The organism is Streptomyces minutiscleroticus (genome assembly GCF_014650875.1).
GTDB classification, from domain to species: Bacteria; Actinomycetota; Actinomycetes; order Streptomycetales; family Streptomycetaceae; genus Streptomyces; species Streptomyces minutiscleroticus.
In genome coordinates this window covers 58,833-72,527 of the sequence record NZ_BMVU01000021.1, presented here as the reverse complement: position 1 = coordinate 72,527, position 13,695 = coordinate 58,833, and the positions used below count along the sequence as shown (strand labels likewise).

Below are 13,695 nucleotides of genomic sequence, written 5' to 3'. Positions count from 1 at the left end.
CGGCCGTACGCCGGGGAGGGCGCCCCCGCCGCACCGGAGCCGCCCGCGGTGCCGCGGACCGGTTCCACGGGGGAGCCGGATGTCGGGAAGGCCCCCGCGGTGCAACGGCGCTCCGGTATGGGTATCCCCATCGGACTCGGGATGTTCGATGCGGCGGATGCGACGGGGGCGAACGCATGCGGAGACAGGTGTGGTCCGGCAGTGCCGGACTGGAGGCCGCCGACGCGGTCTTCGAACTCATGAGACGGCTCATCGACGGCTTCCGGGCCAATCCTCCGGTGACACCGCTGGTGGTGCTCCAGGCCGCCGAGGAGGACGCCACCGGGACCCTCGACCGGCGGGTCGCGCAGGTGGTGGAGTTCGTCCGGCAGAGCCAGCAGCCCAGGGGGCTGATCGCCAAGCAGCTCGACGGCGGGGGCGGCCCGGACCCGTACTCCTCCGCCGTCGACATGGTGCGCCAGCTGTGCGAGCACTCCTGGGACAACCAGAGGCGGTCGCAGTACAAGCCGTTCGCGTTTCCGCGCTCGCGGCTGCTGCGGGCGATCGAGCAGGCCGCGCCCGAGGTCGGCGCGGAGGCGTCCACGACGGTGTGGACGGCCGCGGAGCGCCGTGAGCGGCTGGTGCGCAGACTGGGCGAGCTGCGCTGGCGGCCGGGCGGAGGCCCGGACGGAGGAGAGGGGGAGCGGCGTGTCCCGGCCCTGGCGCAGGGCGTCGGCGCCGTCGTCAACCCCTCCGGGTTCGTGGGGGCGTTGTTCATCGCCTGTCTCAGCGTGCTGCTGGGCGAGGGCGGCTGGCGCACGGCCGTGTGGGGCGGCGCGCTGGCGCTGGCGGGGTTCGGCCTGGTCCACCTGCTGGCGCGCAGCGCGCCGCCGCTGCTGTGGCTGCGCCGGGCCAGCCGGTGGTTCGCCACCACCACGTTCCTGGCGCCGCTCAGCGACCGGCCGGAGGCCGCCGACTGGTCGCGCTGGCGGCCGGCGAAGTCCTGGGAGGCCATCCGCGGACGGGCCTTCGCCGTCGCCCAGCAGGTGGTCGCCGCGCAGGCGGGCGACGCGACGGCCCGTCAGCTCCACGTGGAGCTGCGGGTGCTGGCGCTGCTGGAGGACCTGCGCGACAACTTCCGCCCGCGGGCGCTGGACCTGCGCCGTCGCAAGCGCACGGTGCCGCCGGTGGTGTACCTGCCCCGTGCCACCGAGGAGGACGGCGGCCTGCTGCTGCTCCGCACCATCAGCAACGTGCGCAGCCGGCGCAGCGAGGTCGACCCGCTGCTCGTGCTGGCCGCGATCCCGGCCGCCGCGCACCTGCGGCCGCCGGGCTCCGCGGACCCCGCACCGTCCGCCGGGCCGGCCGGCGGCGACTCCGAGGACGAGGAGCATGCCTTCGGGGCGGACGCCAGGTACCAGCGGTGGGTGACCGACCTCAACGCCGGGCAGTCCCCGGGCCGGTCGGCCGCCCTGCCGTGGATCCTGCGCATACCGCTGTCCTCCGAGGAACTGCGCCACCGGTACTCCGCGCAGCACTCCACCCACAGGATCCGCCGCACACCCGCCTGGCTCCTGTGGTCCAGGCCCTGCCTGGCCGTGCTCCTCGCCCTCGGCCTGGGCGCGGGCTTCCTGGGCAACCGGCACATGGCCCAGCGCTACTGCGAGGGCCGGCTGCTGGGCTCCAACACGGACTCACGCCTGTACGACGGCGAGTGCGTCGGCGTCGCCACGGGGAGCGTACGGCTCGCGAAGGGCAACGGCCTGAGCCTGTACGGCGCCGGTAAGGGCGTCACCTTCGACGCCGTCGAGCGGGCGATCAGGGCCGAGAACGCGGCGATCGGACCGGAGGACGACCACGTCACGATCGTCTACGCGGGCCCGGTCACCGCGGCCGATCCCGCCGACACCCGCAAGGGGCTGGAGGAGATCACGGGGGTCTACCTCCACCAGCACTACACCAACGTCAGCACCGACCAGCCGACCAAGATCAAGGTGCTGCTCGCCAACGGCGGCGAGCACATGCTGCACGTCCTTCCCATGGCCCGGCGCATCGCCGATCTGGCCCGGCGCGACCGGTCCGTCGTGGGCGTCGTGGGCATGGGACGCAACACCACCGAGACCGAGCGGGCCGTGCGGATCCTCAAGGGCGCGGGCCTGCCCGTGGTGAGCACCACCAACTCCGGCAGCGACCTGGCGCGCAGGCTGTCGAACTGGTTCGGCCTGGCCGCCACCGACGAGGAGCAGGCGGACGCGCTCCGGCTGGTGGCCGGGCAGCTGGCCGCGCGCGAGGACGGCGCGCGGGCCGTCGTGCTCTCCCGGGCGGTCGGCAGCGAGAAGGACCGCTACACCACCGAGCAGGCCAGGGTGGGCCGGGAGATGCTCGTGGAGGCCGGCTTCGCGCCGGTGTCCGCCCGGACCTACGGGCTCAGCTCCCAGGGCGAACCGGAGCTCACGGACCCCGTCGGCGACATCTGCGGCAGCGAGCCCGTGCCCAAGGCCCTCTACTTCGCGGGCCGGGTGGAGGACGTGCCCAACCTGATGGCCCAGCTCGGCTCCACCCCCGGCTGCTCGGGGCGCGGCATCACGGTGTTCACCGGCGACGACCTCGCCAAGAGCAACTACGACGAGGGGGAGAGCCTGCGCATCCCCGACGAGACGACCCTCTACCACTTCGCCCTCGCCCCCATGGGCCTGGCCGCCGCGACCGGCTTCTACCGGGACGCCCACCGCGCCCTCACCGCCCTGCTCCCCGCGGGATCACCGAGCGCGGAGCTCGCCGACCCGGCGCGGCCCTGGGACGACGCGCTGTTCTCCAGCGGGCAGACGGCGCTGGCCTACAGCGCCATGGCGGTGCTCTACCGGGCGTCGAGGTACCAGGACGCCCCGCAGACGGCCGCGGAGACCTGGGCCGACCTGCGCTGGCGCGCCAACCCGAGCCTGCCGGTCGGCACGGTGAGCTTCGCCGGCAGCCGCCCCTACGCCGACCAGGAGGGCCACGGCTACGAGATCGTGCGGGTGACCTACGAGGACGGCGAGATGCGGTCGGTGAGCGTCTGCGGACGGCGGGCGGGCAGCGACCGGAAGCTCACCGCACCGCCCGGACCCGAGGGGGCCGAGGCACACACGGTGTGCCGTCTGCAGTGACGGTGCGCACGGACCGGAGCGCGGCCGCGTTCGCCACGGTGTCCCGCGGCCGGTCCCGTCCGCGTACGGTCCGCTCCCTCCCGGGCGGCCGGAGCGGACCGGCCCCCCCCGCGTCTCGCGGGCCCCGGGTGTCCCTTCGGGACCCGCTCGACGCGCGACGGCTCCGCCCGGCGCGCGACGGCACCGGCGGCCGGGCGGCGGACGCGGTCGGCGTCCGGGGCGGGACGCGGCTCAGAACTCCTCGTGCGTCTCCGGGTCCCCGCCCAGGCGCCGGTGGGCGCGGTCGGCGACGGCCCGCATCTCGGAGGCGTCCAGTTCGAAGCCGAAGACGTCGAGGTTCTGCCGCTGCCGCTCGGGGCTCGCGGACTTCGGGACGGGCACGGCGCCCAGCTGGACGTGCCAGCGCAGCACGACCTGCCCGGGCGTCACACCGTGTGCTTCGGCGACCCGGGCGATCGCGGGGTCCTCCAGCAGGTCGCTGCCCCGGCCCAGCGGGCTCCAGCTCTCGACGACGACGCCCTTGTCCGTGTGGAAGGCGCGCGCCTCCTCCTGGGGGAGGAGCGGGTGCAGCTCGATCTGGTTGACGGCGGGCAGGACGCCGGTCTCCTTCTCCAGGCGGTCGATGTGCTCGGCGGTGAAGTTGGAGACGCCGATGGACCGCACGAGACCCTCCTCGCGCAGCTTGATCATGGCCTTCCAGGAGTCGACGTACTTGTCGACGCGGGGCAGCGGCCAGTGGATCAGGTACAGGTCCACGTAGTCGAGGCCGAGACGCCGGCGGGACTCCTCGAAGGAGGCGAGGGTCTCCTCGTAGCCGTGGTGCCGGCCCGGCAGCTTCGTCGTCACCACGATCTCCTCGCGGGCGACGCCACCGGCGGCGACACCGCGGCCGACGCCGGTCTCGTTGCGGTAGTTGGTCGCCGTGTCGACGAGCCGGTAGCCCAGCTCCAGGGCCTTCGCGACCGCCCGCTCCGCCTCGTCGTCGTCCATCGGCCAGGTGCCCAGGCCGATGCCGGGGAGCTTCCTGCCGTCGTTGAGCGTGTGCACCGGAATGCTGGTCACGGTCCGACCTTCCCTCTCGATGGTGTCGTACAGCGAGTACGGGTTCCCGCTCGGTGCCGGGAGGAACGGCTTCCGGGAAGCGAGCGGGAGACGTTTCGAGACAGTGTCGCGCGGCCCCGGCACCGGTCCCTCCGGACCTCCCTTCGCCGGGCAGATCCGAAATTTTTATTGCGCAAATTGTCTTTTGTATCTACCGTGACGGCATGCCACCGAAGCGCGAGCCCGACCGGATCACCGACCTCTCCCGGCTGAAGGCGTTCACGAACCCGCTGCGGATGCAGCTCTACCGGCTGCTGTACGCCGCGGGCTCCGCGACCGCCTCCCAGCTCGCCGAGCAGGTCGACCAGGCCCCGTCACTGGTCAGCTACCACCTGCGCAAGCTGGCCGAGCACGGCTTCGTGGCCGAGGCGAGCGGCCGGAGCGCCGACGGCCGCGAGCGGTGGTGGCAGGTCGCGTCCGAGGAGGGCTGGGGCTTCAGCGGCTCGGACTTCGCGGACACGCCCGAGGGGGCCGCCGCCGTCGGCGCGGTGACCCGCGGCATCCTCGACACCCGCGTCGCCCAGTACCGCGCGTACCTGGACCAGACGTCCGCCTGGGGCAGGGAGTGGACCGACGCGTCCTTCAGCTCCGAGTCGCTGCTCGACCTGACTCCGGACGAACTCGCCGAGATGAGCCGCGAGCTGGAGGCGCTGACCCGGCGCTGGCGGGAGCGGGGCAGGGCCGCGAGGGCGGCCGGCGACACCGAGAACCGCGAACACGTGTCCGTGCACCTCTACGGCTTCCCGTTCCGGCCCTGACCCGGCCCGCACAGTCCTGACCCGACCGTACGTACAGCCCTGACCCGGCGTACGTACAGCTCTCACTCGGCCCGTGCAGTCCGGCACGGCCCGTCCCCGACCCGCTGGAGCCCGCCATGGCCACCGTGGAGACAGCCCTGCCCGAACGCGCCGGCGCGCCGGCCCACCGCGACGGCAACGTACTGCGCTGGCTCGCCGCGTACACCGTCTCCCTCGTCGGAGACGGTGTGTACTTCGTCGCCCTCGGCTGGGCCGCCCAGGGGGCCGCGGGCCCGGCCGAGGTCGGCCTGGTGATGGCGGCCGGGGCGGTGCCGCGCGCGGTGCTCATGCTCGGCGGGGGCGTGCTGGCGGACCGGTTCGACCCCCGCCGGGTCGTCCTCGGCAGCGACGTGCTGCGCTGCCTCCTCGTCCTCGCGGTGGCCGCGGGCGTCGCACTGACGGCGCCGGCCCTGTGGATGCTGGTCGCGGTGGCGCTCGCCTTCGGCGCCGTGGACGCGCTGTTCGTCCCCGCGGTCGGAGCGCTGCCGCCGCGGATCACCGGCCCCGACCAACTGGCCCGGGTCACCGGCATGCGCTCCTTGGCGATGCGCCTCGGCCAGGTAGCGGGCCCGCCGCTCGGCGGTCTCGCCATGGGGACCGGCGGCGCGGCGGCCGCCTTCGCCGTCGCCGGCCTGCTCTTCGCCCTGTCCCTGCCGCTCCTGCTGACCGTACGCATACACCCCCTCGAAGCACGCGGCGAAGCACGGCCCGCCCCCGGCACCGTGTGGAAGGACCTGCTCGACGGCCTGCGCTACATCCGCCGCCACCGTCTCATCGGCCCGCTCGTCGCCGTCGGCGCCGTCTGCGAACTCGGCCTCACCGGGACGCTCAACGTCGGCATGGTGCTCCTGAACGCCGAGCGCGGCTGGGGACCCTCCGGCTACGGCTGGATCGGAGGCGGCTTCGGTGCCGGGGCGGCGGCGGGCGCCGCGCTGCTCGCCGTCGTGGGCCGGCTGCCCCGCGCCGGCCTCGTGCTGACCGCGGCACTGCTCGTGAGCAGCGCGGGAGCGGCCGCCGTCGCGCTGGTGCCGGCTCTCTGGGCCGCCGCGGTACTGGCCGCGGTCGTCGGACTGGGCGCGGGTCTCTTCGGCGGCCTCGACAACGCCCTCGTGCAGACCGCGGCGGACCCCGCCTACCTCGGCCGGGTCACCTCGGTCGTCATGCTCACCGTGATCGGCCTGGCGCCTCTCAGCTATCCGCTGGTCGGTGCGGCCGTCGGGACCTGGGGCGCGGCACCGGTGTTCGTCGGCTGCGGCGCCTTCGCCTCCCTGGGGGCGGTCGTCGCCCTGGCCTCCGATGCCGTACGCCGTGCCGAGCTGCCCCGGCGCCGGACGCGGGCGACCGCCTGAGCGCACCGGTCGGGGCCCGCCGGCGGTGTCACGCCGGGCCCGGCCGGGAGGTCCGGCTCGGTGTGGCCGGCCCGGTCCCGTGGCGGGAGGTCCGGCTCGGTGTGGCCGGCCCGGTCCCGTGGCGGGAGGTCCGGCTCGGTGTGGCCGGCCCGGTCCCGTGGCGGGAGGTCCGGCTCAGTGCGGCCGGGCCAGTCCCGCGACGAGGAGTCCGACCAGGCGGCGCGCGTCGTAGCGGGAGTCGTGGTCCGAGCCGATGCAGAGGTTGCCGACGCCGCGCAGGAACGCGTAGGACTCCATGCCGGAGCGGATCTCGCCGGCGTCGGCCGCCGCGTCGAGCAGCTCCGTGCACACGGGCAGGAGGCGGTCGAGGAAATACGCGTGCAGCGTCTCGAAGCCGGCGTTGTCGGACTGGAGCACGGCGGCGAGCCCGTGCTTGGTGACCAGGAAGTCGACGAAGAGGTCGATCCACTGTCCGAGCGCGGCGTAGGGCGACGCGCTCTTCGACAACAGGGCGGGACCGGCCTCGGCGAGGGCCTCGACCTGGTGCCGGTAGACGGCGACGATGAGGTCCGCCCGCGTCGGGAAGTGGCGGTAGATGGTGCCCATCCCGACACCCGCCCTGGCCGCGATGTCGCGTACCGGCGCCTCCACGCCCGACGCGACGAAGACCGCGGCGGCCGCGTCGAGCAGGTTCTCCTCGTTGCGCCGGGCGTCCACCCGCTTGGGCCGGGCCGTGCGCCCCGTGCCCTCCTCGCCGTCGTTCACCGCGTCGCTCCTTCCGCCGACCCCTGGCCCCGACCGGGCCCGCCAAAGCGGAACGTTGCACCGTATATTTTCCGGAGCGTCGTTCCGTTTGCTTATGATGCCAGAGCACGGGACCGCCGCCAAACCCCGCATGCCCTCACTCGACGCCCCCTGCCCCCTCCCCGGTGGAGGAACACCGTCATGCAGTGCCGCACCTCGGGCCGTACCGGTGTGCAGATCGGCTCCCTCGCGCTCGGCGCGATGAACTTCGGCACGCTCGGGCGCACCACCCGGGAGGACGTCACCGCCCTCGTCGACGCCGCCCTGGAGGCCGGGACCAACCTCGTCGACACCGCCGACGTGTACATGCGCCGGCGCGTCGGAGGAGACGGCCGGCAAGGCGATCGCCGGGCGCCGGGACGACATCGTGCCGGCCACGAGGGCGGGCCTGCCATGGGCGACCAGCGCAACCGCCGGGGCGGCTCGCCCCGCCGGCCGGTCACCGCGCTGGACGACAGCCTGCGCCGCCTGGGTGTCGACCACGTCGACCTCCACCGGATCCACCGGTGGGACCCGCGCACCGGCGACGAGGCGGGCCCGACCATGATCCAGCCCGCGCTCGGATCCGTGACCGCGCATCCCGCCGTGACCAGCGCGCTCATCGGCCCCGCACGCTGGACCACCCGCATTCGCAGCTCGCCGCCGCAGACACCGTGCTTCCCGCCGACGTGCCCGACGCGATCGTCGCCGGGGCCCCGGCCGGAGTTCTCGCCCGTGCGGCGGCTACCCGGGCTCCCGCCGGGACGTCTCCTGCGAGACCTCTTCCCGGCCGGCCTCAGGGGGAGCCGAGACGGATACGGGTGATCCGGTCCTCGCCGGCCGGTCCGGAGGCCGACTTGTCGAGGACGTAGGCCATGCCGTCCTGCGTCAGGTGGACGTGGTTGGGAAGCGCCTCGGTGGCGACCGTCTCCACGACGGTCCCCGCACGGGGGTCGACGACGGACACACTGTCCGCCAGGCGGTTGACGGCCAGGACACGGCCCGAACGGCTGTCGGCCGCTACGGACTTGGCGCCCTCGCCGGTGGGGATCGACCGGGTGACGACGCCCTTGCGCAGGTCGACGACCGACACGGTGCCCGCGCCCTGGCCGGCGGTGCAGGCGGTGCGGCCGTTCGCGGAGAACGAGACCGAGAGGGGGCCGTCGCCCGCGGGGACGAACCGCGGGACGGCGGAGCCGGGGGAGACCTGGATGAGGCGGTCGTTGGTGAAGTCGGAGGCGAGGACGGTGCCGGTGCGCTCGTCCACCGCCAGTCCCGTCGGACCGGCCCCCTCGACCGTGACGCGCCCGACCTCCCGGTACGTACGGCTGTCGAAGGCGACGACGGAACCGCTCCCGAAGGCCGTCGCCCACACCGTGTCGCGCCTCTCGTCGACGACGATCTCGCGTGCGTGCGCGACGCCGGGCACGGCCGCGAGGTGCCTGCCGGTCCGCTGGCTGTACCACTGCCAGGAGCGCCTTGTGCCCGTGCCGCTTCGTCCTGCCCTCGAACCCCTCCTCGACCTGCTGCGCTGTCCGACGTGCCAGGCACGTCTCCGTCCCGATCCCGGCCGTGGCGCCCTGCGCTGTCCGGCGGGCCACACCTTCGACATCGCCCGTCACGGCTACGTCGGCCTTCTGACGGGTGCTCGTGCCACCAGCGGCGACGACGCGGACATGGTCCGGGCCCGGGACCGGTTCCTGGCCACCGGGAAGTACGGTCCCGTCCGCCGCACCGTGGCCCGCCTGGCGGCCGGCGCCGTACCCGGGCAGGGCGCGGTCGTGGACGTCGGCTGCGGTACGGGCCACTACTTGGCCGGCGTACTCGACCACCTGCCCGGCGCACACGGTCTGGGTCTGGACACCGCGGCGCGCGCACTGCGCTCGGCGGCCCGGGCCCATGCGCGAGCCGCCGCAGCGACCTGGGACGTCTTCCGTCCCTTCCCTCTGCGCGACGGAGCGGCCGACGTGGTGCTGAACGTGTTCGCCCCGCGCAACCCGTCGGAGTTCCACCGAGTGCTGCGCTCGACCGGCCGGTTAGTGGTCGCGCGTCCCACCGGGCGGCATCTGGCCGAACTGCGCGGCCGGGTGCCCGCGATGGTCACGATCGACCCGGCGAAGGAGCGACGCCTGCACCGAGCGCTGGACCCTTTCTTCGCGGCCGTCACCGAACGGGTCGAGTACGTCACACCGTTGACCAGGCCGGAGGCGCTCGATCTGATGGGGATGACACCGAGCGCACGTCACCTGAGCCGTGCGGACACGGACGACGGCGTCCCCCTGCCCGACCGGGTCACCGTCTCCGTGCTGGTGACCGCCTATGAACCCCGGTGACGGCCGGAGCGGACGTCGGCGACCCGCGGCCCGGACCTCCGCGGCCCGAGCTGCCGATGCTCACTGGTCCCGTGCTCCTTCCTCGAGCCCTTCTTCGTACGGCACGCGGAGGGCCTGCTCGACCCGTGGGAGGGCGCTCCTGCGCCTGCTCGGCGAGGGCTTCTTCCAGCCGCCGCTCATGGCGCGCGCCGCGGCGTAGGCGCTTCCACCGCCTGCGGAAGCCGTCGCCAGGTCCGCCCGGCACGGCCGTCCGGCCGCGCGTGTTCCTCACGTCCGGCCGCAGGGACACGTTCCTGGTGCCTGCCCGCAGGGTGCGTCTCCCGAGGGCGGGGACGGTGAGGAGGGTCAGACCTCGAGGCTGTTCTCGATCCTCTTGAGCTGGTGCCTGGCCATCGCCAGGTTGGCGCGCCGGGAGTCGAGCGCCAGGTACAGGAACAGACCGTTGCCGTCCTGTCCCCTGAGGAGGCGGATGAGATGGTACTGACTGCTCAGTGTGATGAGGATGTCCTCGATGCTGTCGTCGAGCCCCAGGTGTTCCATGGTGCGGAGCTTGGCGCGGACCACGTCGGTGTTCCCGGCCGCGGCCACGGTGAGGTCGAGATCCTTGCCGCCGCCGACCGTGCCCAGCGCCATACCGCTGGTGTAGTCGACGAGCGCGGCTCCCAGCGCGCCCTCGATCGAGGTCATCGCCTCTTTGAGCGCTGTTTCGGTGTTCGTCATGGTCGGTGTTCCTTTCGTACGACGGGTTCGGCCAGTGCGACGTGTCCGGTCCGTGCGACGTGTCCGGTCCGCGTTGCGTGTTCGCTCCGCGTGACGTGTTCAGTGACCGGTCCCGCCGCGGTGAGCGGACGACGGTGGTGTCCCGAAGGTGGGGGCGGCCGGGGCGCCGGCCTCGGTGACGGGCGTACGGAGGGGGAGGCCGGAGGGCGTGAGGGGTGGTGCGGCCGGGGGAGTGACGGACGGCACGGCGGAGGGCCGTTCGACCGGTCGCCCCGCTTGGTTCGCTCCGGAGGGCGTGGTCCGCCCGGTGCCGTCAGGTCCTCCGGTCTCTCCCGCGGCACCGGGGGAGCGGGCGGCGGACATGGTCTTGGGCGGGTGCACCGCCCTGTCCCCGGCGGCCGCCGCCGTGGTGGCGGCCGCGAGGATCTCGGCGATGCGGCGGCCGGACCGCCGGCCCTCCAGGTGCAGCCGGCCGACGTTGACGCGGTCCTCGGCCAGCAGGGTCAGCACGGCCGAAGGGCCGGCCGCGTAGGTCGCCACGTAACCGTGTTCGCCGCGGACGAGCAGTTCGCGGAAGCCGCCGCGGGCCGTCGCGTCCGTCATGCGTACGGCGACGCCGAGCGAGGCGGCGGTGAGGGCGGCCACGCCCTCCGGTTCCACGCCGGGGGCGTCGTGGGCGAGCACCAGCCCGTCGACACTGGCCGCGAGGGCGCCTGTCAGCTGAGGAATGCGGCTCCGCAGGCGGTGCAGTTCGTCCAGGGCCTCTGTTTCGGCCGCCATCAGGTGTTTCCTCTCGGCACGCTGTCGAAGCGCGCGGATCACAGGGCCTCCAGAGCTTCTTTGAGGCGGTGCAGCAGAGCGATGTCCTGGTCGGGGCTGTGGACCGGTGGGAGGACGGTCGCGGTCCTCGTCCCTGTCTCCGTCTCCGTCACGGTTCCCGTCCCCCTCCCCGTCCCCGTCCCGGACTCGGGGAGAGGGGCGGGGGAGACCGTCGGCGCGGTCGCGGTGACCAGGCCGGCCGCTGCGAGCCGCCGCAGTTCGACCACGGTGTGGAAACCGGGCCGTCCCAGGGCCAGCGAGATGTCCGCGGCCGTGCGCTCGCCGTCCACGCGGTCGAGGACCGCGCGCCGGCGGGGCGGCAGGGTGAGCCCGTCGCAGGACCCGGCCCGCCGGACCGGCTGGGTGTCGGTCGCGGAACGACGCCATATGCGGTCCAGGAGCCGTCGACGCCGTCGGGTCTCCCGTTCCACGGCCGTCACGGGGACCGGGCGCACCGGCCCGATCCAGTGGGCGACACCGTGGCGGAACCGGGTCGGCCCGTCGTGCGACGCCAGCGTGAAGTACGCGGCGTCGTACAGGGCCCCCAGGTGGCACAGTTCCAGGGCGCCGGCGGACAGCTGACCGCTGTCGATGAGGAACCGGCCCACCCGCTGCGCGGGACCGGCCTTGTCCACCGCCTCCCACCAGCCCTCGGGCCGCACCGTTCCGCCGGTGGTGAGCAGGACGTCGAGTCCCGGGGTGGCGGAACTCTCGGCGTGTGTCACCAGGCCGTCGTGGAGGTACAGCACACCGTGGTCCCGGGTGAGCGCGCCGCTCGCCCGCTCGGCGGCCAGCCGCCTCAGCATCGGCCAGACACCGGTGTCCGCCGTACGGTCGTCCGCGGTGCGGCCGCCCGTCGTGAGCGGGACGGCGGCCGTCATTCGATCACCAGTCGCTCCGCCATCTCGCCCAGCCGGATGCGGGCCAGCGCGAGGTTGCCTTCCGTGCGGTCCAGCCACAGATGGAGGAAGACGCTGCTGTCGAACGTCGTCCTGACGAATCGCATGAGGTGGTAGCTGTCGCTGTTGGTGAGGATCAGATCGTGGACGGGGAGTTCGCCGTCCTCCCGGTCCGTCCCGCCCGAGGGTGCGAAGGCCTTGTGCTCCGCGGCGAGCCGGGCGAACTCGGCCGTCTCCGCCGCGGTCGCCTCGTGGTCCCCGTCGGGGGAGTCGCCGATCGTGCCCAGGGGCAGTCCGCTCGTCCAGTCGACCACGGAGGCGCCCCGGGCGCCGGGCACCCGTATGGCCTCCAGCAGGCACGCATCGATACCGGACACGCCGCTCCCCTCACTTCTGAACACACTGTTTCGCGCTCGGTAGTGGAGAAGCTACTCGCTGTGTGCTTGTGGGATGAAGGAAACGATGCATTTATTTGCGTGACAAACCTTTTGCCCGTCCGCAGTGGTGGTCTGTGCTATACGGGCTTCCGGGTCTCCCCTGCCGGGGAGTCAGTTGCCGCCCTGCAGGCCGGGGTTGGTGGTGCAGTCGGGGCAGGCGAACACTTCGGCGTCGAGGTTGACCGAGCCGACGCACCCGCGGGCGATGCCGACGCTGATCGCGCCCTGTGCCAGCGGGACGCCGCACCAGACGCAGGCCCGTCCGGCCCACTGCTCGGCGGTGAGCGTCTGGGCGCGGGGGAGACGGTGCGCGCTCATGGGCATATCGCAGAGGGAGGCGGCGGCGGGTGCTGGGCCGACCCGGTGCCGGCCGGCTCGCCGGGGAAGAGGCCGACGGGGCCGGGCCCCGGTGTGACCGGCACTGTGGTCACGGCGGTTTGCCGGGGCGACACGTCCGCCCCGGGGTAACCGGTGACGGTGCGCCGGGCACTCGTCGTGGCCACTGCACGTTCGCTCGTTGTGCCGTGCACCAGGTGGTCCCTCCTTCCCTTGAGCGGCGCCGGACGGAACACGACGTACGGCGGCAGTGGTGCGCTGTCGCCACACTTCCGCACTTCCGCACTTCTCCTTTTCTGTGCCTCTGTTCCTTCCTGCGGGGCTGCGCCGGGAGTCGACGTGCGAGCCCCTGTCTCCCCCACTTCCGTGCTTCGCCGGTGCGCGGATGCAGCGCGCCGCGACATCCCGCGAAAAACGGCCCGGTACACCCCGCTGCCCTCCCGCCGTCTCGGCCTGTGCCGTCGCTGCGTGTGCAGTCTCCGCCCGGGGCACTTCCGTCAGTTCCGGGTCCGGGTCCGGGTCCGGGCCGGTCCGAGCATGATTGCCCCATGCATGAGGTCGGGGACCGTCACGGGCGGCCGCGCTGCACGCTGACCGGGACGGAGCACGGCCGCGTCCTGGGTGTGTGCGCCGAGGCGGAGGGGCTGTTCGGTGAGTCCCTGCGCCAACGTGCGAACTCTTCGGCTGGCTTCCGGAGGCGGGCGAGGTGTCGGGCCGGGTCGGTGGCCGGGTGTGGCTGGTACCGCGGGACCAGTCGGTCGAGCCCTGGGCGCTGGAGGACGTGGGGGGCGTCTGACGACGGGCGAGGGCGGGCGACAGCCTCGTACTCACCGGCCTGGACGACTACGAGGGGCCACCCGAGGGGTATCGGGGCCTGGTCCGGCTGCACGACGAGCGCCGGTGGCCGGGCTCCTGCCGGAAGTTCGCCCGCGTCCTGCCGCCCGAGCGAGCGGTGCCTCGGCTCGTCCTGCGCGGACTGGCGCCGAGCGCACTGTT

The 13,695-nt window shown here is 73.7% G+C and carries 13 protein-coding genes; 5 read left to right on the top strand and 8 right to left on the bottom strand.

What is annotated here, in order from left to right; all coding sequences use genetic code 11:
• The first annotated feature begins 176 nt into the window (after window positions 1–176).
• On the top strand, window positions 177–3,125 hold the full coding sequence (locus tag IE271_RS21045; RefSeq protein WP_190191923.1) for an ABC transporter substrate-binding protein: 2,949 nt from the start codon (window positions 177–179) through the stop codon (window positions 3,123–3,125).
• Between the two features lie 231 nt (window positions 3,126–3,356).
• On the opposite strand, the gene IE271_RS21040 is transcribed toward IE271_RS21045, so the two are convergent.
• Window positions 3,357–4,187: an aldo/keto reductase gene (locus tag IE271_RS21040; RefSeq protein WP_190191922.1), complete on the bottom strand. Its 831-nt coding sequence runs from the start codon at window positions 4,185–4,187 to the stop codon at window positions 3,357–3,359.
• Window positions 4,188–4,390: 203 nt separating this feature from the next.
• Between IE271_RS21040 and IE271_RS21035 the strand changes: the two genes are divergently transcribed.
• Both IE271_RS21035 and IE271_RS21030 read left to right on the top strand, forming a co-directional pair.
• Window positions 4,391–4,984 carry an ArsR/SmtB family transcription factor gene (locus IE271_RS21035; RefSeq protein WP_190191921.1) on the top strand — a complete coding sequence of 198 codons (594 nt, stop codon included), beginning with the start codon at window positions 4,391–4,393 and terminating at the stop codon, window positions 4,982–4,984.
• Window positions 4,985–5,100: 116 nt separating this feature from the next.
• On the top strand, window positions 5,101–6,372 hold the full coding sequence (locus IE271_RS21030; RefSeq protein WP_190191920.1) for an MFS transporter: 1,272 nt from the start codon (window positions 5,101–5,103) through the stop codon (window positions 6,370–6,372).
• 174 nt (window positions 6,373–6,546) lie between these two features.
• Here IE271_RS21030 and IE271_RS21025 read toward each other — a convergent pair whose 3' ends face one another.
• Window positions 6,547–7,137 (bottom strand): TetR/AcrR family transcriptional regulator, encoded by a 591-nt coding sequence (locus tag IE271_RS21025; protein ID WP_229919464.1) that lies wholly within the window; start codon window positions 7,135–7,137, stop codon window positions 6,547–6,549.
• A gap of 180 nt (window positions 7,138–7,317) precedes the next feature.
• Here IE271_RS21025 and IE271_RS21020 point away from each other — a divergent pair, with 180 nt between their 5' ends.
• Entirely contained in the window at window positions 7,318–7,980 is a 663-nt protein-coding gene (locus IE271_RS21020; protein WP_190191918.1) for an aldo/keto reductase, read from the top strand.
• On the opposite strand, the gene IE271_RS21015 is transcribed toward IE271_RS21020, so the two are convergent.
• Entirely contained in the window at window positions 7,952–8,584 is a 633-nt protein-coding gene (locus IE271_RS21015) for a YncE family protein (protein ID WP_190191917.1), read from the bottom strand. The two genes, IE271_RS21020 and IE271_RS21015, sit on opposite strands and share 29 nt — an antisense overlap.
• Before the next feature lie 52 nt (window positions 8,585–8,636).
• Between IE271_RS21015 and IE271_RS21010 the strand changes: the two genes are divergently transcribed.
• On the top strand, window positions 8,637–9,488 hold the full coding sequence (locus tag IE271_RS21010; protein ID WP_190191916.1) for a putative RNA methyltransferase: 852 nt from the start codon (window positions 8,637–8,639) through the stop codon (window positions 9,486–9,488).
• A gap of 345 nt (window positions 9,489–9,833) precedes the next feature.
• On the opposite strand, the gene IE271_RS21005 is transcribed toward IE271_RS21010, so the two are convergent.
• The 5 genes from IE271_RS21005 to IE271_RS20985 all read right to left on the bottom strand — a co-directional run bounded on the left by IE271_RS21005 (window position 9,834) and on the right by IE271_RS20985 (window position 12,681).
• A complete protein-coding gene (locus IE271_RS21005; RefSeq protein ID WP_190191915.1) occupies window positions 9,834–10,208 on the bottom strand; it encodes a hypothetical protein in 375 nt (124 codons plus the stop codon).
• Between the two features lie 99 nt (window positions 10,209–10,307).
• Window positions 10,308–10,988, bottom strand: a complete 681-nt coding sequence (locus IE271_RS43995; RefSeq protein WP_373308802.1) for a roadblock/LC7 domain-containing protein — start codon at window positions 10,986–10,988, stop codon at window positions 10,308–10,310.
• A gap of 38 nt (window positions 10,989–11,026) precedes the next feature.
• Complete coding sequence (locus IE271_RS20995) at window positions 11,027–11,833, bottom strand: transcriptional regulator (protein WP_190191980.1); 807 nt, start codon at window positions 11,831–11,833, stop codon at window positions 11,027–11,029.
• Window positions 11,834–11,904: 71 nt separating this feature from the next.
• Window positions 11,905–12,303, bottom strand: a complete 399-nt coding sequence (locus tag IE271_RS20990; protein WP_190191914.1) for a hypothetical protein — start codon at window positions 12,301–12,303, stop codon at window positions 11,905–11,907.
• A gap of 171 nt (window positions 12,304–12,474) precedes the next feature.
• Window positions 12,475–12,681: a hypothetical protein gene (locus IE271_RS20985; protein ID WP_190191913.1), complete on the bottom strand. Its 207-nt coding sequence runs from the start codon at window positions 12,679–12,681 to the stop codon at window positions 12,475–12,477.
• Window positions 12,682–13,695 lie beyond the last annotated feature (1,014 nt).

What these genes read in the sequence shown, in the direction of transcription:
- IE271_RS21045 (WP_190191923.1), top strand. Translation starts at nt 177, where the DNA reads ATGCGGAGACAGGTGTGGTCCGGCAGTGCCGGACTGGAGGCCGCCGAC.
- IE271_RS21035 (WP_190191921.1), top strand. Translation starts at nt 4,391, where the DNA reads ATGCCACCGAAGCGCGAGCCCGACCGGATCACCGACCTCTCCCGGCTG.
- IE271_RS21030 (WP_190191920.1), top strand. Translation starts at nt 5,101, where the DNA reads ATGGCCACCGTGGAGACAGCCCTGCCCGAACGCGCCGGCGCGCCGGCC.
- IE271_RS21020 (WP_190191918.1), top strand. Translation starts at nt 7,318, where the DNA reads ATGCAGTGCCGCACCTCGGGCCGTACCGGTGTGCAGATCGGCTCCCTC.
- IE271_RS21005 (WP_190191915.1), bottom strand. Translation starts at nt 10,208, where the DNA reads ATGACGAACACCGAAACAGCGCTCAAAGAGGCGATGACCTCGATCGAG.
- IE271_RS43995 (WP_373308802.1), bottom strand. Translation starts at nt 10,988, where the DNA reads ATGGCGGCCGAAACAGAGGCCCTGGACGAACTGCACCGCCTGCGGAGC.
- IE271_RS20995 (WP_190191980.1), bottom strand. Translation starts at nt 11,833, where the DNA reads ATGCTGAGGCGGCTGGCCGCCGAGCGGGCGAGCGGCGCGCTCACCCGG.
- IE271_RS20985 (WP_190191913.1), bottom strand. Translation starts at nt 12,681, where the DNA reads ATGAGCGCGCACCGTCTCCCCCGCGCCCAGACGCTCACCGCCGAGCAG.